19 protein-coding genes and 3 tRNA genes are annotated in these 20,729 nt (G+C 71.0%); 6 read left to right on the top strand and 16 right to left on the bottom strand.

The window, feature by feature from the left end:
• Positions 1-16: 16 nt before the first annotated feature.
• From OHO83_RS20450 to OHO83_RS20490, 9 genes are all read right to left on the bottom strand, one after another.
• Positions 17-1,072: a UDP-N-acetylmuramate dehydrogenase gene (locus OHO83_RS20450; RefSeq protein ID WP_330279698.1), complete on the bottom strand. Its 1,056-nt coding sequence runs from the start codon at positions 1,070-1,072 to the stop codon at positions 17-19.
• Between the two features lie 98 nt (positions 1,073-1,170).
• On the bottom strand, positions 1,171-1,551 hold the full coding sequence (locus OHO83_RS20455) for a DUF3291 domain-containing protein (RefSeq protein WP_329434250.1): 381 nt from the start codon (positions 1,549-1,551) through the stop codon (positions 1,171-1,173).
• A gap of 41 nt (positions 1,552-1,592) precedes the next feature.
• On the bottom strand, positions 1,593-3,038 hold the full coding sequence (locus OHO83_RS20460) for a DHA2 family efflux MFS transporter permease subunit (protein ID WP_330279699.1): 1,446 nt from the start codon (positions 3,036-3,038) through the stop codon (positions 1,593-1,595).
• Positions 3,039-3,152: 114 nt separating this feature from the next.
• Complete coding sequence (locus OHO83_RS20465; RefSeq protein ID WP_330279700.1) at positions 3,153-3,722, bottom strand: TetR/AcrR family transcriptional regulator; 570 nt, start codon at positions 3,720-3,722, stop codon at positions 3,153-3,155.
• Between the two features lie 154 nt (positions 3,723-3,876).
• A complete protein-coding gene (locus OHO83_RS20470) occupies positions 3,877-4,305 on the bottom strand; it encodes a MaoC family dehydratase (RefSeq protein ID WP_266673306.1) in 429 nt (142 codons plus the stop codon).
• A gap of 2 nt (positions 4,306-4,307) precedes the next feature.
• Positions 4,308-4,760, bottom strand: coding sequence for a MaoC family dehydratase N-terminal domain-containing protein (locus OHO83_RS20475; RefSeq protein ID WP_329434252.1), 453 nt, complete (start codon positions 4,758-4,760; stop codon positions 4,308-4,310).
• A 127-nt stretch (positions 4,761-4,887) separates the two neighbouring features.
• Complete coding sequence (gene rpmG, locus OHO83_RS20480) at positions 4,888-5,052, bottom strand: 50S ribosomal protein L33 (protein WP_100594914.1); 165 nt, start codon at positions 5,050-5,052, stop codon at positions 4,888-4,890.
• Positions 5,053-5,139: 87 nt separating this feature from the next.
• A tRNA-Met gene (locus tag OHO83_RS20485) sits at positions 5,140-5,212 on the bottom strand.
• Between the two features lie 45 nt (positions 5,213-5,257).
• A tRNA-Thr gene (locus OHO83_RS20490) sits at positions 5,258-5,330 on the bottom strand.
• Between the two features lie 286 nt (positions 5,331-5,616).
• On the opposite strand from OHO83_RS20490, the gene OHO83_RS20495 reads away from it, so the two are divergent.
• Positions 5,617-6,876, top strand: a complete 1,260-nt coding sequence (locus OHO83_RS20495) for an amidohydrolase family protein (protein ID WP_266673302.1) — start codon at positions 5,617-5,619, stop codon at positions 6,874-6,876.
• 114 nt (positions 6,877-6,990) lie between these two features.
• Here OHO83_RS20495 and OHO83_RS20500 read toward each other — a convergent pair whose 3' ends face one another.
• On the bottom strand, positions 6,991-8,073 hold the full coding sequence (locus OHO83_RS20500) for a hypothetical protein (RefSeq protein ID WP_330279701.1): 1,083 nt from the start codon (positions 8,071-8,073) through the stop codon (positions 6,991-6,993).
• A 76-nt stretch (positions 8,074-8,149) separates the two neighbouring features.
• Here OHO83_RS20500 and OHO83_RS20505 point away from each other — a divergent pair, with 76 nt between their 5' ends.
• Positions 8,150-8,806: an NAD(P)H-binding protein gene (locus OHO83_RS20505; RefSeq protein ID WP_329434254.1), complete on the top strand. Its 657-nt coding sequence runs from the start codon at positions 8,150-8,152 to the stop codon at positions 8,804-8,806.
• A gap of 7 nt (positions 8,807-8,813) precedes the next feature.
• Here OHO83_RS20505 and OHO83_RS20510 read toward each other — a convergent pair whose 3' ends face one another.
• Positions 8,814-9,038, bottom strand: a complete 225-nt coding sequence (locus OHO83_RS20510) for a hypothetical protein (protein ID WP_266673295.1) — start codon at positions 9,036-9,038, stop codon at positions 8,814-8,816.
• 126 nt (positions 9,039-9,164) lie between these two features.
• Between OHO83_RS20510 and nadE the strand changes: the two genes are divergently transcribed.
• Positions 9,165-9,995, top strand: coding sequence for an ammonia-dependent NAD(+) synthetase (nadE, locus tag OHO83_RS20515; RefSeq protein WP_266673293.1), 831 nt, complete (start codon positions 9,165-9,167; stop codon positions 9,993-9,995).
• Between the two features lie 306 nt (positions 9,996-10,301).
• Here the strand turns inward: nadE and OHO83_RS20520 are convergent, their stop codons facing one another.
• From OHO83_RS20520 to OHO83_RS20535, 3 genes are all read right to left on the bottom strand, one after another.
• Complete coding sequence (locus tag OHO83_RS20520; protein WP_330279702.1) at positions 10,302-11,567, bottom strand: hypothetical protein; 1,266 nt, start codon at positions 11,565-11,567, stop codon at positions 10,302-10,304.
• A 1,008-nt stretch (positions 11,568-12,575) separates the two neighbouring features.
• Positions 12,576-13,832 (bottom strand): calcium-binding protein, encoded by a 1,257-nt coding sequence (locus OHO83_RS20530; protein WP_330279703.1) that lies wholly within the window; start codon positions 13,830-13,832, stop codon positions 12,576-12,578.
• A gap of 458 nt (positions 13,833-14,290) precedes the next feature.
• Positions 14,291-14,372, bottom strand: a tRNA-Tyr gene (locus tag OHO83_RS20535).
• 217 nt (positions 14,373-14,589) lie between these two features.
• On the opposite strand from OHO83_RS20535, the gene OHO83_RS20540 reads away from it, so the two are divergent.
• The 3 genes from OHO83_RS20540 (at position 14,590) to OHO83_RS20550 (ending at position 17,691) form a co-directional block, all read left to right on the top strand.
• Complete coding sequence (locus tag OHO83_RS20540; RefSeq protein ID WP_116511131.1) at positions 14,590-15,078, top strand: YajQ family cyclic di-GMP-binding protein; 489 nt, start codon at positions 14,590-14,592, stop codon at positions 15,076-15,078.
• 127 nt (positions 15,079-15,205) lie between these two features.
• Entirely contained in the window at positions 15,206-15,631 is a 426-nt protein-coding gene (locus tag OHO83_RS20545; RefSeq protein WP_266673287.1) for a hypothetical protein, read from the top strand.
• Positions 15,628-17,691 (top strand): CHAT domain-containing protein, encoded by a 2,064-nt coding sequence (locus tag OHO83_RS20550; RefSeq protein WP_266673285.1) that lies wholly within the window; start codon positions 15,628-15,630, stop codon positions 17,689-17,691. Before OHO83_RS20545 ends, OHO83_RS20550 begins: the two co-directional genes overlap by 4 nt.
• Here the strand turns inward: OHO83_RS20550 and OHO83_RS20555 are convergent.
• Both OHO83_RS20555 and OHO83_RS20560 read right to left on the bottom strand, forming a co-directional pair.
• Positions 17,579-18,061 (bottom strand): tetratricopeptide repeat protein, encoded by a 483-nt coding sequence (locus OHO83_RS20555; RefSeq protein ID WP_266673283.1) that lies wholly within the window; start codon positions 18,059-18,061, stop codon positions 17,579-17,581. The two genes, OHO83_RS20550 and OHO83_RS20555, sit on opposite strands and share 113 nt — an antisense overlap.
• On the bottom strand, positions 18,058-20,685 hold the full coding sequence (locus tag OHO83_RS20560; RefSeq protein ID WP_330279704.1) for an Hsp70 family protein: 2,628 nt from the start codon (positions 20,683-20,685) through the stop codon (positions 18,058-18,060). The genes OHO83_RS20555 and OHO83_RS20560 overlap by 4 nt, the downstream gene beginning before the upstream one ends.
• Positions 20,686-20,729: the final 44 nt, after the last annotated feature.

A 20,729-nucleotide genomic window follows, 5' to 3' on the forward strand; every position in this document is an offset into this window, starting at 1 on the left:
CGGCTCGGAGGGCGGGTCAGAGGGACACGCCCACCGTGACCGGCTCGTTGACCAGCGTCACCCCGAAGGCGTCGTGGACACCGGCCACGACCTCGCGGGCGAGCGCGAGGAGGTCGTCGGTGGTGGCCTCGCCGCGGTTGGTGAGGGCGAGCGTGTGCTTGGTGGAGATCCGGGCGGGCCCACTGCCGTAGCCCTTGGTGAAGCCCGCCTTGTCGATGAGCCAGGCCGCCGAGGTCTTCACGCGGGCCTCGCCGGCCGGGAAGGCGGGCGGGGCGGTGTCGGGGCCGAGACGGTCCGCCACGCGCGCGTGGAAGGCGGCGAACTCCTCCTCGGTGAGGATCGGGTTGGTGAAGAACGACCCGGCCGACCAGGTGTCGTGGTCCTCGGGGTCGAGCACCATGCCCTTGCCCGCGCGCAGCTTCAGGACGGTCTCGCGGGCGAGGTCCGCGGGGACCCGGTCGCCCGCCTCGACGCCGAGGGTGCGGGCCGTCTCGGGGTACTTGATGGGGGCGCTCATGCCGCCCGCGTCCTCGAGCCCGAACCGCACGCGCAGCACCACGAAGCGGTCGGGATCGGCCTTGAAACGGCTGTGCCGGTACGAGAACGCGCACTCCTCGTTCGGAATCGTGACCGTCTCGCCGGCCTTCCGGTCGTACGCGATCACTTCGGTGATCGTCGACGAGACCTCCTGGCCGTACGCGCCCACGTTCTGGATCGGCGTGGCGCCGGCCGATCCGGGGATTCCGGCAAGGCACTCGATGCCCGCGAGGCCGGCCTCGACGGTGCGGGCGACGGCGTCGGTCCACACCTCGCCGGCCGCGAGCTCAAGGCTCGTACCGTCGAGCGAGAAGCCCTCGGTGGCGATCCGCAGGGCCGTGCCCGCGAAGCCCTTGTCGCCGATGACCAGGTTGCTGCCACCGCCGACGATCAGCAGCGGTGTGCCCGCCGCGTCGGCCTCACGGACGGCGGCGATCACCTCGTCGTCGGTCGTCGCCGTCAGCAGCCGGGCCGCGGGGCCGCCGAGACGGAAGGTGGTCAGGGGGGCGAGGGGGGCGTCGTGGAGTTCCTGCACGCGCTCAAGAGTACGAGAACGGCCCCACCGGTCGTGGCGGGGCCGTTCTCGTACGCACTCGGGGTCCCGCTCGTCCGCGGTCCCGCGCGGCGCGTGGATCACGTCAGGCGCCGCAGCGCCTCCGCCCAGTCGAGCGGCAGCTCGTCCGTGGTGGTCTGCCAGCGCACGAACTTCGCGTCCTTCATCTGTGAGCGCAGACCACCGGCCGTGGGGCCGTGGGGCGCCGAACTCGCGAAGCGCTTCAGCGCGTCGGGCGACTCCCAGGCGGACAGGGTCCAGAAGGTCCGCCGCAGGGGCGCAGCCTTCACGGAGGCCCCGTAAGCGCCGGGAGCCTTGCTCACCTGACGCCAGACGGAGGGGGTCTTCGCGAAGAAGCGGAGGGCTCCCCACAGGGTGCGGGTCTCGAAGCGGGAGGCCATGACGTGGGCCTCGGCGCCGGTCGGCGGGGTGTTGGGGACGGTCCAGGGCAGTGTGGGCATGACGGGCTCCTTCGGGGAGTGCCGGTTCGATGCGGGCGTTCTCAGTGCGAGGCGGTCTCCAGGACCGGGGCGGACGCGGGCTCGGGCTCGCTCCCGAGTCCCTCGGCCGCGCGCCGGCGGGAGGGGATGAACAGGGCCGCGGCTCCCGCGACGGCCACCGTGGCCGCGCCCACCCACAGCGCGGGCTGGATGCCGTCCACGAAGTTCTGCGCGGACTCGTAGCCGCCCTGAGCCGCGAAGATCGACGACATGATCGCGATACCGAGCGCTCCGCCCACCTCGCGCAGCGCGTTGTTCGTGCCGGACGCGATGCCCTGCTCCTGCGGACGGACGCTGGACATGACCAGGTTGGAGGCGGGGGCGAAGTAGAGCGACATCCCGATGCCGTTGATGATCAGGGCGGGCAGCTGAGCGGTGTACGAGGCGTCGACGGCGATCACGGAGGCGTAGTAGGCGAGGCCCGCGGCCTGGAGGAAGAGGCCCGCGGCGACGACCAGGCGGCCGCCGATCCGGTCGGAGAGGTACCCCGCGATCGGCGAGACGAGCATCGGCATGCCCGTCCAGGGCAGCATCCGCAGGCCCGCCTCGGTGGGCGAGTAGCCGAGGACGCCCTGCATGTACTGGCTGAGCAGGAAGATCGAGCCGAACATCCCGAGGAACATCAGCAGACTGGCCGCGTTGATCCCGGCGAAGGCGCGGGAGCGGAAGAGGCGCATCGGCAGCATCGCGTTCCTGGCGCGGGTGCCGTGCAGGGCGAAGGCGACGAGCAGGGCGGCGCCGGCGAACAGGCCCAGCAGGACGAGCCCGCTGGTCCAGCCGTCGCGGGGCGCGCGGACCAGGGCGTACACGATGCCGAAGAGGCCGCTGCTGGCGAGCAGGGTGCCGACCAGGTCGAGCCGGGCGCCGGTGCCGTACGACTCGTTCAGGCGCAGCCGGGCGAGCGGGAGCAGGGCGAGGCCGAGCGGGACGTTCAGCCAGAAGATCCAGTGCCAGGAGACGTGCTCGGTGAGGCTGCCGCCGATCAGCGGCCCGCTCGCGACCGCGAGCCCGTTGACGGCGCCCCAGATCCCGTACGCCATCCCGCGCTTCGCCGCCGGGACGGCCGCGGTCAGCAGGGTGAGCGTCAGCGGCATCATGATCGCGGCGCCGGCGCCCTGGACCGCGCGGGCGGCGATCAGCGAGTCGATGCCGGGTGCCATGGCCGCGGCGGCGGACGCGCCGGTGAAGACGGTGAGGCCGACGAGGAAGAGCCGGCGGCGGCCGAACCGGTCACCGAGTGCCGCGCCGAACATCAGCAGCACGGCGAAGGTGAGCGTGTAGGCGCTGACCGTCCACTCCAGGTCGTCGAGCGCCCCGCCGAGGTCGTTGCGGATGGAGGGCAGGGCGGTGGTGACGACGAGGTTGTCGAGGGCCGCCATGAATCCGGCGACGCTGGTGATGACGAGGGCCCAGACGGCTCCCCCGCGGCGTGCTGTCTGCTGTGACATCGTTCCCCCAGAACGTTGGTTAGTTATCGATTACTAACTTTCATGGGCATGGAGAGGCCGAGAACCTCCTCGGACACCCGCCCCTGATTCCCCGCGCTCAGTTCTTGACCGCCGCTAGTGCTCCAGGCTCCCCTTGGTGCGAGCCGAGGGGTACAGCCCTTCCCAGATCCGGTGCTCCGGGGGGAACCCCATGGAGACCAGCACATTGATCAGCATTCCGTAGGCCATGAAGGTCGTCGTCGTGTCCACGTCCGCCCCCAGAGGCAGATGCGCCGCCTCCCAGAGCTTCATCCACTCGGCGCGGACCGCCTCGCCGAACTCGTGGTCACCGGCCGCTTCGGCGGCGGCGACCGCGACGTACACCTGCATCTGCATCATGAGCCGCTCGGGATCCTTGGCGATGACGTCGGTGTACGCGTTCGCCATGGCACCCAGGGCCTCCTCACCCTCCAGCCCTTCGGCGGCCTCGGCGAACAGCCGCGTCGCATCCTGCACGCAACGGGTCGCCGCCGCGAGGAAGATGGCCTTCTTCCCCGGGAAGAGCCGGAACAGATACGGCTGCGAGACACCCACCCGCTTGGCGATCGCCTCAGTAGAGGTGCCGTAGTAACCACCTCTGGCGAACTCACTCATCGCCGCGCGGATGACGCTCTCACGTCGCTCTTCTGCGCTCATCCTGACCATGCGGCTAAGTTAGTGGTCAATCACTACCTATGTCAAGCGTCATGCCCCGGCGGCCGCAAAGGCCTACGAGTCCTGCCTGCGAGGCAGCTGCCCACGAGTAAGGGGCACCCCGCAATGGAGGGTGCCCCTTACTCAGGTTCCTACGGAGCAGCCGTCACGCCAGCTGCACAACCGCCCGCGACATGCCGAGCACCTTCTGGCCCGCGCTCGTCGCGACGAGGTCGACGCGAACACGGCCGTCGTCGAGCTTGGCGGCGACCTTGCCGCTGACCTCGATCGTCGCGCCCTTGTCGTCGTTCGGGACGATGACGGGCTTGGTGAAGCGCACGCCGTACTCCACGACAGCGGCCGGGTCGCCGACCCAGTCGGTCACGACGCGGATCGCCTCGGCCATGGTGAACATGCCGTGGGCGATGACATCCGGGAGCCCGACCTCGACCGCGAACTTCTCGTTCCAGTGGATCGGATTGAAGTCCCCGGAGGCGCCCGCGTACTGCACGAGCGTGGCGCGGGTCACGGAGAACGTCTGGGCCGGCAGCTCCGTGCCGATCTCCACGTCCGCGTACTGAATCGTCGTCGTCATGGTCACGCCCCCTCGGCCGCGCGCGACACGAGCTTGGTGTAGGCGGTCACGACGTGCTCGCCGGCCTCGTCGTGGACCTCGCCGCGGATGTCCAGGATGTCGTTGCCCGCGAGGGACTTGATCGCCTCGATCGTCGAGGTCACGGTGAGCCGGTCGCCGGCGCGCACCGGGCGCGTGTACGCGAACTTCTGGTCGCCGTGCACGACGCGGCTGTAGTCGAGGCCCAGCTGCGGGTCCTCGATCACCTGGCCCGCGGCCTTGAACGTGATGGCGAACACGAAGGTCGGCGGAGCGATCACATCGGGGTGGCCGAGCGCCTTGGCCGCCTCCGGATCGACGTAGGCGGGATTGGCGTCCCGCACCGCCTCCGCGAATTCACGGATCTTCTCCCGGCCGACCTCATAGGGGTCGGTGGGCGGGTAGGACCGTCCCACGAAGGACTGGTCGAGCGCCATGGACTCGGCACCTCCTGGATTTGCGCTGTTGCCGGATGTTGCCGGATCTTACGGCCGGCCGCACACACGCGATAACGACATGAGGCCGCCCCCTCGGTAAGGGGACGGCCTCATGTACGAGCCTGAGTTAGCGCGTTTCGCGGTGCGCCGTGTGCTGGTTGCAGCGCGGGCAGTGCTTCTTCATCTCAAGACGGTCCGGGTCGTTACGCCGGTTCTTCTTGGTGATGTAGTTCCGCTCCTTGCACTCCACGCAGGCCAGCGTGATCTTCGGGCGGACGTCGGTGGCAGCCACGTGAGTGCTCCTTGGACGGACGGTTGACGGATGAACGCATGAATAGTAGCCGACCGGAGGACCGACCCCACAATCGGCTACTGTGTGTAGCGGTGACCGGACTTGAACCGGTGACACAGCGATTATGAGCCGCTTGCTCTACCGACTGAGCTACACCGCTTTGATGCGATGCCCCTCACCCGAAGGTGAGGGAACTTCACACCAGAGCCCCAATACGGAATCGAACCGTAGACCTTCTCCTTACCATGGAGACGCTCTACCGACTGAGCTATTGGGGCGAGCGATGAAGACATTACACGCTCGCCCGCCGATCGCCCAAATCCGTTTCGTGGCCGCCGCCCAGGGGCAGGACCGCGACCCTTCCGGAGCCGCAACAGCCGCTCACGGCCACCTCATCGGCACCGCGCACCACAGCAGTACGACTATTGCGCTCCTCCGCGAAGCGGGCCTGCCGCAGCTCTAGGCTCGACCCGCGCTGCGTGATCTTGTACGCCCTTCCGGCCCGCCCCCGGTCCTGGGCGGCCCCCGCCCACGCGGCCGCCGCCCCCGAACCCCAGGAGCGCGATGCCCGACAGCCAGCCGCAGCAACCCCACTCCCCCGGCAACGACTCCACCGCCGAGAGCACCGCCCTCCTCCTGTGCGGCGCCAGGCTCACCGACGGCCGGACCGTGGACGTGCGGCTGGACAACGGGCGCATCGAGGCCGTCGGCACGGTCGGCAGCCTCATCGCCCGCTCCAAGCGCGTGGACCTGAGCGGCTACGTCCTGCTCCCCGCCCCCGCCGAACCCCACACCCATGGCGACACGGCACTGTCCGCGGAGACGGAAGGGCCGGTGTCGTACGACGGACCCGACGTGCAGCGGCGGGCCACCGAGGCCGCGCTGCTCCAGCTCGGGCACGGGGCCACCGCGCAGCGCGCGCATGTGCGGATCGGGGATCTGGAGGGCCTCGGCCCGATGGAGGCCGTGCTCCAGGCACGGCGGTCGCTGCGCGGCCTGACCGATCTGCGGACCGTGGCGATGCCCCGGCTCCTGACCGGTCTCGCGGGGGCCGACGGCCTGTCGATGCTGCGGGACGCGGTGAAGATGGGCGCGTCCGTGGTGGGCGGTTGCCCGGATCTCGATCCCGACCCGACCGGCTACGTGGAGGCGGTCCTGGAGGTCGCGGCGGAGCACGGCTGCGCGGTGGACCTGCATACGGACGGCGGCGATCCGGCCCGGCTCGGGCGGATCGCGACGATGGCCGGAGGGCTGCGTCCCGGCGTCACGATCGGGCCGTGCGGCGGGCTCGGGCGGCTGCCGCGCGAGGTCGCCGCGCGCGCCGCCGACCAGCTCGCCGCCGCGGGCGTCACGGTGGTCTGCCTGCCGCAGGGCGGCTGCGCGGGCGTCGACCGGCGCGGCACGGCTCCCGTACGGCTCCTGCGGGCGGCCGGGGTGCGGGTCGCCGCGGGCAGCGGGGCGCTGCGCGACGTGGCGAACCCGGTGGGCCGCGGCGATCCCCTGGAGGCCGCGTACCTGCTGGCCTCGCGCTACGGGCTGCGACCCGAGGAGGCGTACGACTGCGTCAGCGGGGCGGCGCGGGCCGCGCTCGGGCTGCCCGAGGTGCGGGTGGAGGCGGGCTTCCCAGCGGAGCTCATCGCCGTACGCGGTGATGAGCTCGCGGGTGCCCTCTCGCTGGCGTACAGCAGGGTCGTGGTGCATTGGGGGCGGGTGGTGGCGCGCACCAGTGCGGTGCGCGAGTACTGCGACTCGGCGTCGCTCGATCTGCCGCGGCAGGGGCGGGCGGGGAAGTTGCCGGAGGGCGGGGGCGGCGGGCCGAGCTGAAGAGACCCGCCCGCACGCGGGACCCCTTCAGTCTCCTGCCGGCCCCTCTTCCTCCTCAGCTCCCGGCGGCCCATCTGCCGCCCCCACGCGCGGTGTCGGCGAACTGTCGAACTGTCAGAAGCCGCCCATAGGGGCGCCCGACAGGAACGGGTTGCCGCCTGCGAGCTCGCCGAGCGGGACCTCGGTCGCGCCGGACGGTGCGCTGATGTCGCCCGCCTTGCCGAACTTGAGCACGAGCGGGACCTTCGCGCCCTTCTTGCCGTCGGCGAGGGCCGCGAGGTCGAAGGAGATCTTCGACAGCGTGCCGTTGGTGATCGAGAAGTCGACGGCCACCTTCTTGGCCGGGGCGTCCTTGAGGTCCTTGGCGGTGGGGAATCCGGCGCCGGGCGGCAGCTCGTCCTTCAGCGGGCCGAGCTTGTCGAAGAGGTCCGTCAGGAGCTCGCGGAAGGACGCCTTGGCGACGATGCGCTCCGTGCCGTCCTCGGTGCCGGCGCTGCGCAGGGTGACGTCGTCGGCGATGACACCGCGCAGAGCCTTGAGGACCTTCCGCTGAGTCTTCTCGTCGAGCCGGCCGGAGCCCTTGGAGTCGTGGGAGCCCGAGCCCGGGGTGTTCCTCCTGGCGTCCGACAGGTCCACCTTGACCCACTCGCCTTCGAGGGCCTTCGCGAGCCCCTCCTCGCCCTTCGGCAGGTCCTTCGGCGAGGGGAGGGGGAAGCCCATGAGCTCCGACGTCTTCTGCATGTCGAGGCGGAAGTAGACGAAGTCTCCGGCGAGCCGGTACTCGGCCAGCGTGCCGCCCGGGACCGACACCTTCACGCCCATCCCGACGAAGTCCTTCTCGCCCGACTCGGACAGCGGCTTCTTCGACCGTACGGAGACGGTGACGTGGGCACCGGCGACGGTCTTGGCGATCGCCGGCGGCATGGCCTCGTCACCCTGTCCGCCGGCCAGCCCCATGAGCGCGTCCGGCTTCGCGTCGAGGCCCAACTCGAAGGAGAGCGACTTCTGTTCGCCGAGCCGGTCGGCGGCCCTGTCGATCTTCTGACCTGCCGTCAGGTTCTCGACGGTGCCGCAGGCCGAGGCGGTCGCGAGCAGCAGTGCGGCGCAGCCGGCCGCGGTGAGGGTGGTGGTGCGTATGGCGCTGATGTCTGACTCCCGCAGAGGTCCGATGAGAGACCCGGCGGCCGTCTGCTGCACGGGTCGCTGAGGAGACCCGCGAGGCACGTACAAGGTTGCGCGGCGAACGGGGGCGGCCCGGCGTACGGTCGGAAGCATGCGCATTGTCATCGCTGGGGGTCATGGTCAGATCGCGCTGCGGCTCGAGCGTCTGCTCGCCGCACGCGGAGACGAGGTCGCGGGTGTCATCCGCCGTGCCGAGCAGGCTGACGACCTGCGGGAGGCCGGGGCCGAGCCCCTTGTGTGCGACCTGGAATCAGCGTCAGTGGAGGAGGTCGCCGGGCTTCTGGAGGGCGCGGACGCGGCGGTGTTCGCGGCCGGCGCGGGGCCCGGCAGCACGGCCGGGCGCAAGGACACGGTGGACCGCGCCGCGGCCGTGCTGTTCGCGGACGCCGCGGAGCGGGCCGGGGTGCGGCGGTACGTCGTGGTGTCGTCGATGGGCGCGGACCCGGCCCATCAGGGGGACGAGGTCTTCGACGCGTATCTGCGGGCGAAGGGCGAGGCGGACGCGTCCGTACGGGCCCGGACCGGACTCGACTGGACGATCCTGCGTCCCGGGATGCTCACGAACGATGCGGGCACCGGACTCGTACGCCTGGAGGCGTCCACCGGGCGGGGTCCGGTGCCGCGGGACGACGTGGCGGCGGTGCTCGCGGAGCTGGTGGAGACGCCCGCCACCGCGGGGCTGACGCTGGAGCTGATCTCCGGGTCGGCGCCGGTGACGGTGGCGGTCAAGTCGGTCGCGGGAAACTGAGCGCGGTTCAGAAGAGCGGGAGCTGGCCGGGCACGGCCGGGACCACGTAGCCGTCGAGGGACGGCTGCGCGGCGCCGAGCTGCGCGGGCCTGCGGGAGCCGGGACAGGACACGAGCTCGCCCGCGCTGCGGGCCCCGGGCGGGTCGTGGCGGGCGAAGCGGCCGGCCACGACGGCGATGTCGCGGCGGCACTCGGGGCAGTTTCTGCGGCGAGACGCCGACGGTACGGACATGCGATCAGTCTGCGCCACGGGCCTCGTCCACGCCCCGTCCGGACACCTCCCGCGCCCCCTGAGCCGCCGGACACCCCCAGTAGGGTGGGCGCGACAGCACCTCATGAACCGCACCAAGGAGCAGACGTGAGCGAGTCGGCGTCCAACGGCCTGCAGCAGGAGATCGCCAGGGAGCTCCAGGTCGCCGAGACCTTCGAGGCCGAGCGTGAGATCGAACGCCGGGTGGCCTTCCTCACCGAACGGCTGACCTCCACCGGGCTGCGCTCCCTCGTGCTCGGCATCAGCGGCGGTGTCGACTCCACCACCGCCGGCCGGCTGTGCCAGCTCGCCGTCGAGCGGGCCCGGGCCGCCGGACACGAGGCGCGGTTCTACGCGATGCGGCTGCCCTACGGGGTCCAGGCCGACGAGCACGACGCCCAGCTCGCGCTCTCCTTCATCCGGGCCGACCAGGTGCTGACCGTGGACATCAGGCCCGCCAGCGACGCCGCGCTCGAGGCCTCGCTGGCCGCGGACGTGAGCTTCCGCGACGAGGGTCACCAGGACTTCGTGCACGGCAACATCAAGGCCCGGCAGCGCATGATCGCCCAATACGCGGTGGCCGGCGCGCACAACGGCCTGGTCGTCGGCACGGACCACGCCGCCGAGGCGGTCTCCGGCTTCTTCACCAAGTTCGGCGACGGTGCCGCCGACCTCGTCCCGCTGACCGGCCTGACCAAGCGCCGGGTGCGCGCCGTCGCGGACGCGCTGGGTGCGCCCGCCGAGCTGGTGTGGAAGGTCCCGACGGCCGACCTGGAGACCCTCGACCCGGGCAAGGCCGACGAGGACGCGCTCGGGGTCACCTACGACGACATCGACGACTTCCTGGAGGGCAAGCCGGTGGACGGGCGGGCCTTCGAGACGATCGTCCACCGCTACCGCCTCACCGACCACAAGCGCCAACTCCCCATCGCCCCCTAGAGGGCACTGCTCGGGGGCTGCAGGTACGAGTTGAGGTCCGAAGTCACGAGACCGCCTGTCCGACGCGGTCTCGTACCCCCGCGCACGGACCCCGGAATACAAAGAACCCCCGCCGCACTGCGTTTCCGCAGTTCGGAGGGGGTTCTCCACCATGTGGCGGCGCCACGATCCGAACCTGGGAAGGCTGAGCCGGCAGATTTACGGCCGCCTGACGGAGACAGGGCGACAAGGCCGCTGACGCGAACTCCGTCAGCTGAGGCACAACCAGCCCGACGAACACGCAGTTCACCGTGCGGCCGACCGCCGCTACGGGGCACCACCGAGTTCGAACATCGCGAATCCGGCGAACCAGCCGGAGGCGAGAGCGCAGGTGCCGAGAACAGTCACCAGGGCAGGTCGGCGAAGCCTGCTCAGGGCCATCGCCAGCGGGATGAACAACGGGAAGGCGGGCAACAGGAAGCGCGCGACGTTGCAGAACATCTGCTGGCTGCCGAGCACGGTAGCGATGGTGAGCAGCGTGTGCACCATCAGGACGGCGGGCGGGCGCAGCCGCACCCACAGGACGATCAGGATCGGCAACGCCATGACGATCAGTGCCGCCAGCAGATCGGGGACGAGCGCGGCGAAAAGATCATCGTTGCGGCCAAGTAGGATGCCCCGCATCACGGTGGCATTGTGCTGGCCCCAGTCGAAGAAGTGCAGCCAGGCTCCCCTCTGGAGCTTGAAGTAGCCGCCCCAGTCGCCCATACGCCAGCTCACCCAGCCCACATACCCGAACAGCCCGAGCGGAGCCAGCACCATCGCGGCCAGAGGGCGCCCGGTTCCGTCAGCGCGCCGCAGAAGTGCGACGAGCGCCGCCAGGCACACCGCTGCGATCAGGGTCGCCGAGGTCGGCCGGTTGAGCCCGGCCACCAGGGCGAGCAGTCCGGCGGCGATCCACCGTCGGGTCATCACGGCGTAGCAGGACCACGCGGCGAGCGCGGTGAAGGTGGAGTCCGAGTAGACCGCCCACTCCGCGCCGGATCCCGGGACGACCGCCCAGAGGCCCGCCGCGATCACCCCGGCCCGGGCCCCGCCGAGCCTCTCCGCGACGGCGAAGATACCGGCCGCGGCGAACAGCGAAGCGACCACCGACACCAGCATCCCGGCGCCGTACAGGCCGAGACCGGTGAACTCCGAGACCATGCGCATCAGGCCCGGGTAGAGCGGGAAGAACGCGGCCGAGTTCGCCTCGAACGTGTACCAGGGGGAACCGGTGACCGGCACCAGTTGGGGGTTGTACCCGAACTCCGCGACCTGTTGGTACCACCAGCCGTCAAAGGAACCGAGCACGTCCCACGGGTGGGCGCCGCCGCCCAAGCGCGGTTGCTTCGTGAGGTGGTAGCCGGAGTAGTCGACCAGCCACATGAAGACCCCGAAGCCGGCCAGCTTCAGTACCGCGTAGCACCCGACCGCCGGCCCATAGCGCCGTACCAGCCTGCTCGGCTGCTCGCGCAGGTCGACCGGCGCGGCCGGGAGCGTGCTGTCGTGTTGTGCGGGCTCGGCAGAGACAGCAGTCGGCATCGCGTTCATCGGTCGGAGTCACCCCGTCGTCATGGCCGATCGTTCGCCGAACCCTTACACCCGTGCAGGTCAGGGATACGCAGACACGCCCCACCGCTGCGCCACGGTCCCCGGAACCCCCTCCGCCGCAGTAGTACGACCCGTCTGTCGGCGGCGGTGGTCAAGCAGCGCCAACTCCACCGGAAATCAGGGGCAACCCTTCGAGCCTCCGCACTTCCCACCGCCTCCCCGAACCCGTCAGGGACGCCGCCCTCGCCGACTCCGTCACCTGGCCCGGGCCACCTCGAAGAGACACAAGAACCAAGCAAGGATCAGTCAGTTTTCCCCCGCCGCTCCCGACGCTTCCCCCGCCACGGACTGTCTCGCCAAGACACGCTCACCCGCACGCCCGTCGACGAACTGCTCCCCGTCAACACGATCTTGGACGAAATAGGGATCAGCCGCGCTGCCTCGTATCGCCGGCGCACCCGCCGCCCGGGCCCCGTAGCCACCGCTTCCCCAACGGTCAACTTCGTTTCTGCCGAGGCAACTTGGACGCATCACTCGACGCCATGGAGGTCGCGCAGTGGAGTGGATCTGCACCGTACGCATCCCTGGCCGTCAAGGAACGCGACATCAGTTGACGGCGCTCCACCACTGGGCGGCGGGATCATCCAGGACATCGGACAGGGGGAGGTCCGGGCAGAGGCTCGCAGACGGGCGCTCACGCCCGCGCAGCACGGTTCCACCCTCGCGAAGCGCCCGTGCGGCCTTCGCCACACCGCGGTGTCACTTGGCTCAGCTCCGGCGTAGAGCCTCGGCTCGTGGCCAACCGGCCACAGCGTCGCCGTGCTCTTCCGGGTGTACGCCAAGTTCCTCACCGATGGGGACGACGCCGCGAACGCCAAGATCTCCGCTCGGTTGAACCGGCAGGACTGAGGACGTTGAAACGGGCCCCGTGCGTTGGTCGCCGCTGCGGCGAGGGACGTGCCGGGGCCCGTTTCTGATGTTCGTCGATCAGGTCGGAGGCGTGCGGGGTTAGAAGCAGCCGGGTCCGGTGGAGGGGTTGAAGCAGGCGTTGGAGCCGGGGCCGCCGTCGTTGGTGTTGGTGCCGGTGCCGCCGAAGAGGGCGTCGTTGCCGGGACCGCCGAAGAGGGCGTCGTTGCCGTTGTTGCCGTTCAGGTTGTCGGTGCCGTTGCCGCCTTCGATGCGGTCGTTGCCGTCGCCGCCGGACAGCACGTCGTTGCCGTCGCCGCCGCAGATGAGGTCGTTGCCACCGCGGCCGTCGACCACGTCGTTGCCGCCGAGAGCGAAGATCACGTCATTGCCGGGAGTGCCGACCAGGAGGTTGTTGCCGTTGGTACCGGTGATGGTGGCCGTGGCGGTCGCGCAGGTGGGGGGCGCCGGCTCGTAGGTGATGGTCACCTGGGCCGGCCCCGCGGCAGGAGCGGAGGTACCACCCGTGGGGACGCGGTTCGACGCACCACCGCCGCCACCGGGACCGCCGCTGGGAGAGGCGCCACTCGTGATGATGTTGCAGCCGCCGCCGCCGCCTCCACCGAACCAGCCGCCCCCGCCTCCGCCGGCCCCGAAGCCGCCTCCGCCGGTGCCGCCCGCACCGCCGGTGCCCGGAGTGCCGGATGTACCGATGGAGGGGCATGCGGCTCCGGCCGCGCCGCCGGCTGTCTGGGTTCCGCCGCCGCCGCCGCGGCCGCTGTTCGTTCTCTCGCCGCCGGCACCCCCGGTGTTTCCGGCGTTTCCGCCGGTGGCCTCCGGGACCTGGCCTCCGGGGACGCCGGTTCCGCCGCCGCCTCCGCCGCCCGCGACGATGAGGCGGGGGTCGGTGCCGGGGACGCCGGTCAGGACACAGCTGACGTTGGCCGAGTTGCAGGTGCGGACATCGCTGGAACCGCCGCCCGCACCGCCCGGGAAACCCACCACTCCGCCGCCGGCGCCGCCGCCGGTGCCGACGTTGACATAGAGGGTGGTGGTGCTCGGCGGCACGGTGACGTTGCCGGTGACGGTGGCGCCGTTGCCGCCTGCGCCGCCGCTGGACCCGTTCTGGCCCGCGGCGCCGGTGGCGGTGACGGACAGTTGGGTGACGCCGGACGGGACGGTGAAGGGCTGGTCGGCGCCCGCGTTGAAGGTGACCGTCACGGGCACCGCCGCAGCAGCGGGCGTGGCCGTGGGCACCACCAGTGCCGCCGGCAGCGCCACCGTGGCGAGCAGGACGGCAGCACGCCGGACCGGGCGCTGCCGCTCACCCGCGGCTCCCGCGCCACGTCGAAGGAACATGGCATGTTGCAGGGTCGGTCTCACGATGGGGACTCCTCGACAAAGAGCGCGGCACTCAGCACGTGCCACGGACGTCGGTTGGGGGTTCAGGCCCCTGCCGGGACCGCCCGACGATCAAGCCACACGCACCCTGTGCGGCCGTACAGACACACCGTCATACCGCCCGCGATCCACCGACCAGACGCTGCCGACCCCGAACTCGGTCCTGTGATCCGTTATCAAGTGGACCGATGCCCTGCTAGATCACCCCGCCTCACCAGAAAAACAGGGATCCCTCCGCTGCTGGTCACCTGATCCGCCGGACAGGCCCTGGAGATCCAGTCCACGCACCGTCCACGCGCTCTGAGACGGAGCGTTCGAGGGCGAGAGAGAGCGAGACAGTCCCGCCCCCGCGTGAGGGCAAAAGAAAAGGTCCCCGACCTGCTGAAACAGCAGGTCGGGGACCTTTTACCTTCCAGTGGCGGCGCCAGGATTCGAACCTGGGAAGGCTGAGCCGGCAGATTTACAGTCTGCTCCCTTTGGCCGCTCGGGCACACCGCCATGGGTTTACTGCTTTGGATCTCCGCTTTGGGGCGGTGCTCCGTGGCAACGACGTAAACGATACCTGATGGACGGGGGTGCTTCGCCACCCGATTGATCGGCACCCGGAGGCGGCGTGGTGGCTAGGCTTTGCGGATGCGGCCCCGGGGACCGAGGGCCGTGGATGACGCATTCAGACGCAAGCCGTTTCACCACCCGATACAAGGAGCCACAGGACATGGCCGACTCCAGTTTCGACATCGTCTCGAAGGTCGAGCGGCAGGAGGTCGACAACGCCCTCAACCAGGCCGCCAAGGAGATCTCGCAGCGCTACGACTTCAAGAACGTCGGCGCCTCGATCTCGTGGTCCGGCGAGAAGATCCTGATGGAGGCGAACTCCGAGGACCGCGTCAACGCGATCCTCGACGTCTTCCAGACCAAGCTGGTCAAGCGCGGGATCTCACTGAAGGCGCTGGACGCCGGGGAGCCGCAGCTCTCCGGCAAGGAGTACAAGATCTTCGCCTCCATCGAGGAGGGCATCTCGCAGGACAACGCCAAGAAGGTCGCCAAGATCATCCGTGACGAGGGCCCCAAGGGCGTCAAGGCGCAGGTCCAGGGCGAGGAGCTGCGGGTCAGCTCGAAGAGCCGCGACGACCTCCAGGCCGTGCAGGCACTGCTGAAGGGCCAGGACTTCGACTTCGCGCTGCAGTTCGTGAACTACCGGTAGGGACAGCGGGTGACCGCAACTGTCGCTGATGCAGGGGCAATTGCCCTGACGTGATGGTCTGCCGCCGCTCCCGGTGCGAGGCTGGTGGGACTAGATTCCCGCTGCCCACAGGGCACTGGAGGTTGTTGTGGCGGCAGAACCCACGGTCGGCGCAGGTTCCACCCTCGAACTGGCGTTGCACGGGCCGGATCCGGGGCCCGAACTGGCCACCCTCCACGAGGCGCTGACGGCCGCGGGGGCCGCCAGTGTCGACCAGGTACGACTCACCGCGCCCTCCTCCGACCAGCGGGTCGCCGAGCTGGTTCAGGTCTGCACGCTGCTCGTCGGCGGGGCGGTGGACGTGGTGTCGATCGTCGAGGCCGTACGCGGCTGGCTCGCCGGGCGCCGGGAGGCGGCGGCGCGGCGGCCCGCCCCGGCCGGCGCGGACGACGTGGTCCCGTCCGTCGTCATCACCATCGGTGACCAGCGCCTCGAGATCACGTATCCGTCGGACCGCGCGCAGAGCGATGCCATCGCGCGCTTTCTGGACCTGCACCGGCAGGACGGGCGATGACCACCCTCGACGTGCGCACCTCGGCGCACGGTCCGGGGCGCACCCAGTACGCGTACGGGCTGAAGTCCGGTGGCGGGTCCGTGGTGGGGCCGCTGGAGCAGGAGCATGCCGTCGATGTCAGCCAGGACCTGGTCAAGGACCTGTGCAAGGACATCGACGAGGCGCTCAAGGACACCCGTGACGACGATCCGACGCTGGGCAGAGTGCTCAGACAGAAGGGGAGGCTCCTCTTCAACTCGCTCTTTCCGCGCTCCGGTTCGGGCGAGATGGTGCGCCAGCTGAAGGAGTCGACGGGATCGCTCCTGGTCAGCACGAACGAGTCCCTGGTGCCGTGGGAACTGCTGCACGACGGAGAGAGCTTCCTCGGTCTCGTGCACGAGCTCGGCCGGCGGTCCGTCGTCAGCAGACCGGTGGTGGGCGGGCGCGAGTGCACACAGGTGCGGCGGGCCCTGATCGTCGGGGACACCCTGGGGGATCTGCCGTCGGCCCGTGAGGAGACCGAGCGGATCAGCGCCTGGCTGGAGGGGCACGGCGTCGCGTGCACCGTCCTCATCGGGCGGGACGCGACCCTGGTCCGGGTGATCCAGGAACTGGCCGAGGACGAGGAGCCGTACGACCTCTTCCACTACTCGGGGCATGTGTCCGGGGTATCCGGGGCCGCCGGGCTCATGGTGCACAACCGGAAGCTGATCGACATGGACGCACTCCAGCCCCTGGCCGGGCTCGGGGCGCCCCCCGTCGTCTTCATCAACGGCTGCGCGTCCGCCGACCCCGCGCTCGAACCGGCCTCGCGCGCGCTCGCCGAGGCCTCGCTCACCATGAGCGCCTGCATGTCCTTCATGGTCATGGGGGCCAAGACCGTCGTCGGTACCCGGACGCCGGTCGGGGACGCGAGCGCGCTGCGCTTCGCCGAGGCCTTCTACGGCCAGCTCCAGGAACAGATCACGGCCGGGGCCGCGATGCGGCAGGCGCGGGCCGATCTGGAGCAGCGGGCGGACTGGGCCTGGGCGTCGTTCGTGCTCTACGGGGATCCCGAGGTGCGGATCTCCACCGCGGCCGAGCCCGCCCCACCGCCGCCCGCCGCGCCGGAGCGGCCCGAGTTCACCCCCGAGGCCGCCGAACTCCTGCGCAAGACACGGGAGTTCGCCGCCGTACGCGGCCTGGTCACCTCCGTCGATCTGCTGATGGCCCTGCTCGAGGACGAGGAGGTACGGGAACGGGCCGCCGCGCGGATCGGGGCCCAGCGCATGGATCTGCTGGCCAAGGTGCTGCGCGAGATCCAGGGGCAGACACCGCGCGGGAGCGGTACCCAGGCCGGGTCGAGCAGCGCGTCGCTCACCGCGGTGAACGGGCACCGGCCGCGGATCGGGCTGTCCGGCACCGTGAGCCGGGTCCTCGACGGGGCCGAGGCGCGGGCCCAGGAGGCCGGGCGGGACATCGGCGTCGACGACATCTCCCTGGCGTTCCTCGCGACGGGCGGCGGGAGCTGCGCCGAGCTGTTGCAGCTCGTCGGGGTCGCACCCGAGCGGCTGCTGCTGCCGCACTCGGAGGCGCCCGCGCAGGGCGACGACGAGCGCGTGGACATCGGGGCGCTCGATCCGCGTGCGGCGGCGGCCGTGCAGTGCGCGCGGCTGCTCGCCTCGGTGCAGCGCAAGAAGATCAGCACGTACATGATGCTGCGCGCGTTCGGGGTCGTCGGGAGCGAGGCGCTGCGCGGGGCGCTCGCCGCGCAGGGCGAGGACGGCGCGGCCGCGTTCCGCAAGCTGGCCGGGCTCGGGAATCCCAAGCCGAGGGAGTTCTCCTCGCGGACGTTGTCCAAGGTGCAGGAGGCCTGCCGGGAGGCGCAGGAGCCCGTCGACGAGCAGACGCTGCTGATAGCGATGCTCACCGACGAGGACTCCACGGCGCGGACGATGCTGCGGCGCCTGGGGGTGGCGCCGGATCTGGTCATTCAGTCGTTGCAGGCTCCTTCTCCGGAGGCTTCGGCGGCTTCGGATTCTGCGGATGCTGCGGATTCTGCGGGGGCGTCGAAGACTCCGCGGACTCCGGACTCTCCGTAAGCCGGGAGTCCAGGTGGGCCAGGCCCTTCAGCGCCGTCGCGTCGTTCGGGCGGCGGGTGAGGACCTGGCGCCAGTGGTCGCGGGCCTCCTCCGGGTCATCCAGGAGGAGGCAGGCCAGCGCGAGGGCGCTGCGGGCCTCGGCGTCGCCGGGGCACCAGTGGACGACGGCGGCGAAGTGGTCGCGCGCGGTGGCCGTGCGGCCCGACCTGGCCGCCTCGAGACCCGCGTTGAAGAGCCTCGCCGGGTGGGCCCTCATGCGCGCCCACGCGCGCAGCGGGGTGGCGCAGGACCGGCAGGTCTCCGCCGTCGCGCTGTTGACGGCCCGGCAGCGCGGCAGCGGGCAGGCCAGCCGGCCCGGGTCCGACGTCACCAGTTCCCCCCTGCGGACCGGTTCCCGGGGTTGTCGACCGGGATGCCGACGGCCTCGGCCCGTTCGGTGAGCAGGATCTGGCCGAGCTGGCGCAGCCGTGCGACCAGCTTGCCCGCGTCCTGGCCCACCTGCTCCGGGTTCGTGGCGAGGAGGGGCACGAGCTGCTCCAGCCGGTTCCTGACGTCGGTCAGGTCGCGTTCCTCCGCGGTCCTGCCGGTGGCCACGGCGACCCGGCTCAGTTCCTCCGCCCGCTGGAAGCCGAAGCGCAGCAGGCCCTCGGCGCGCTCCTGCGGCGAGAGCTCCCCGCCCGAGGTGGAGCGCAGCAGCCCCCTCAGGTAGGTGAAGTGGCCCTGCAGCTGGGCGATCGCCTCGCCGTACCTGCGCTGGTCACCGGCGGCGTGGGCGCGTTCGCCCTCGGCGCGCTGGGCCTCGATCGCGCGGATCACCTCGGGGCCGTCGAACGGCTTGTCGCCCGCCGGTCCCGACTCGGAGAGATGGGCGTGCAGCCGCAGGCAGTCGTCGACCAGGGAGTCGAACTCCCTCTTGGGCGGCTGGAGTTCCTGGTCGGCCTCGCCCAGGACGGCCACGATCTCCTCCAGCTCGCGGAACTCGTGCACCGCCGCCGCCACGTCGCCCCGGCCGCGGGCCTCCTCGAAAGCGCGGCGGGCCTTGGTCCACTTGGCGCGGACCACGGTCTGCGGGCCCGTCGCGAGATAGCCGACGTTCTCCTCGAAGCGGTGGTAGAGCTCCTCGACCACGGACGCGTCGGGCATCGGCGGGTCGACCGGCACTTCGAGCAGGGCGTCGAAGGTGGTGTCCTCGCCGATCGAGCCGCGGACGGTGATGGACGCGTCCTCCTGCATGGCCACGTTCATTCGGATCGCCGTCCCCCGCGGCGTCGACGAGGGGACCACGACCTTGATCACCTGGATCGGTACGGCCTGCTGGAACAGCCGCAGCTCGACCTGCTCCCGGCCGGGGTGCCCGAAGTCGAAGTCGGCCTCGAAGGGCAGCTGCTGCATGGCCGGGATCAGTTCGCGGCGGCCGGTGCGCCCGTCGCCCAGGTCCACCTCCAGGAGGACCGACTTGGCCGTGATGGCCGCTCCTCCCCCGCCGCCGCCAGGCCGCGCGCTGTGGGCGAGCGCGCGGCCCGCCGTGGCGACCACGTCGCCCTCGGCGTCGTACACCTCGAAGGTGAGCAGGCTCTCCGCGTCCGGCTGCACCGGGACCTGGGTGAAGGCGAAGGCGCCCTCCTCGGAGAGGTCCGCCTCGTCCTCGAAGCCGGTGGTGGTGAGGTGGACACGGCCGCCGGAGAGGTCGAGGCCGTCGGCGAGTGCCTGGACAGTGCCGCCGACGTGGGTGGCCTCGGAGCCCGTGGCGGCGAAGCCGTGGAACGAGACGCGTACGGTACGGGCCTCGTCATAGACGGCGAGGCCGCCGACGGCCGCCGCGCGCACCGCGGCGCCCAGCGCGACGGCCGTGTCGGCGTGCTCGACGACCGGCGCCTCGCAGGCAGCGCGGACCTGGCGGTCGGAGCCGGGCGCGGGGTTCGCGCAGAGTTCCTGCGTCACCATCTCCCTGACCAGCGGCATATGGGTCGAGCCGCCCGCCAGGATGATGTGGTCGACGTCGGCGAGTGTGATGCCGGCCCGCTCCCCGGCGCGCCGCAGGGCCTCGTCGCAGTAGGCGAAGGTCCGCTCGATCAACGGGCGGGCGATGTCGTCCAGTTCGGGCCGCTCCAGGAGCGCGTCGATGACGACCGGCCGCTTCTCCTGGTCGGTGAGGCGCCCGGTGTCGCGGAGCATGTAGTCGGGCTGGTCCGTGAGCGCCTTCTTCGCGCCCTCCGCGAGGATCTTCAGCTGGCTGAAGCGGAGCCGGTCCTCGGGGTCGTTCTCGGGGTCGAGGTCGAGGGCGTAGCCGTCCGCCTGGAGCATCTTCTGGAGATGGCGGGCGAAGGCCTCGTCGATGTCGTCGCCGCCCAGGCGGTTGTTGCCGCTGATGCCGAGCACCTCGAAGGTGCCCTCCGTGCAGCGCAGGACGCTGACGTCGAAGGTGCCGCCGCCGAGGTCGTACACGAGGAAGGTGCCGTTACGGGTGGTGGTGCGCCAGCAGTAGTGACTGGCGGCGGCGGTCGGCTCGTGGAGCAGGCCGAGGACTTCGAGCCCGGCCTGCTCGGCGGCCTTGCGGGTCGCGTCGATCTGCGGCTGGTCGAAGTAGGCCGGCACGGTCACCACGGCCCGGTCGACGATCCAGCGGACGTCCGGGCTGTCGAACGCCGCCACGTCCGTCTCGATCCGGCGCTTCATCTCGGCCAGGATCGCCGCCGAGACCTGCGCAGGGGTGTACTCCTCGCCGGCCAGGTCGACGGTCGTACGGCTGCCCATCAGGCGTTTCACCGACGTGACCGGCTCCGGGGTGCTGCCCTTGCGGGCGAACGCCTTGCGGCCCACGACCAGTTCACCGCCGACCGGGCTGCGCCAGACGCAGCTGGGCGTCGTGTACGACTTCGAGACCGGATCGCGGTGGATCACGATGTCGCTGTCGGAGGGGTTCATCACGGCTACGGCGCTGTTGGTCGTGCCGAGGTCGATGCCTACGGCCTTGCTGACGATCTGCTGGCTCATGTGGGGTGACCGCTCCTTCTTGGCCTGCTCGTTCAGGTGTCCGT

Source organism: Streptomyces sp. NBC_00569 (genome assembly GCF_036345255.1).
Lineage (GTDB): Bacteria > Actinomycetota > Actinomycetes > Streptomycetales > Streptomycetaceae > Streptomyces.

Excerpts from the sequence above, each read along its gene's own strand:
- OHO83_RS20465 (WP_330279700.1), bottom strand. The coding sequence starts at position 3,722 with ATGGTCAGGATGAGCGCAGAAGAGCGACGTGAGAGCGTCATCCGCGCG.
- OHO83_RS20530 (WP_330279703.1), bottom strand. The coding sequence starts at position 13,832 with ATGTTCCTTCGACGTGGCGCGGGAGCCGCGGGTGAGCGGCAGCGCCCG.
- OHO83_RS20550 (WP_266673285.1), top strand. The coding sequence starts at position 15,628 with ATGACCACCCTCGACGTGCGCACCTCGGCGCACGGTCCGGGGCGCACC.
- OHO83_RS20510 (WP_266673295.1), bottom strand. The coding sequence starts at position 9,038 with ATGTCCGTACCGTCGGCGTCTCGCCGCAGAAACTGCCCCGAGTGCCGC.
- OHO83_RS20540 (WP_116511131.1), top strand. The coding sequence starts at position 14,590 with ATGGCCGACTCCAGTTTCGACATCGTCTCGAAGGTCGAGCGGCAGGAG.
- OHO83_RS20470 (WP_266673306.1), bottom strand. The coding sequence starts at position 4,305 with ATGACGACGACGATTCAGTACGCGGACGTGGAGATCGGCACGGAGCTG.
- OHO83_RS20505 (WP_329434254.1), top strand. The coding sequence starts at position 8,150 with ATGCGCATTGTCATCGCTGGGGGTCATGGTCAGATCGCGCTGCGGCTC.
- OHO83_RS20475 (WP_329434252.1), bottom strand. The coding sequence starts at position 4,760 with ATGGCGCTCGACCAGTCCTTCGTGGGACGGTCCTACCCGCCCACCGAC.
- OHO83_RS20460 (WP_330279699.1), bottom strand. The coding sequence starts at position 3,038 with ATGTCACAGCAGACAGCACGCCGCGGGGGAGCCGTCTGGGCCCTCGTC.
- OHO83_RS20520 (WP_330279702.1), bottom strand. The coding sequence starts at position 11,567 with ATGAACGCGATGCCGACTGCTGTCTCTGCCGAGCCCGCACAACACGAC.
- OHO83_RS20560 (WP_330279704.1), bottom strand. The coding sequence starts at position 20,685 with ATGAGCCAGCAGATCGTCAGCAAGGCCGTAGGCATCGACCTCGGCACG.
- OHO83_RS20495 (WP_266673302.1), top strand. The coding sequence starts at position 5,617 with ATGCCCGACAGCCAGCCGCAGCAACCCCACTCCCCCGGCAACGACTCC.
- OHO83_RS20455 (WP_329434250.1), bottom strand. The coding sequence starts at position 1,551 with ATGCCCACACTGCCCTGGACCGTCCCCAACACCCCGCCGACCGGCGCC.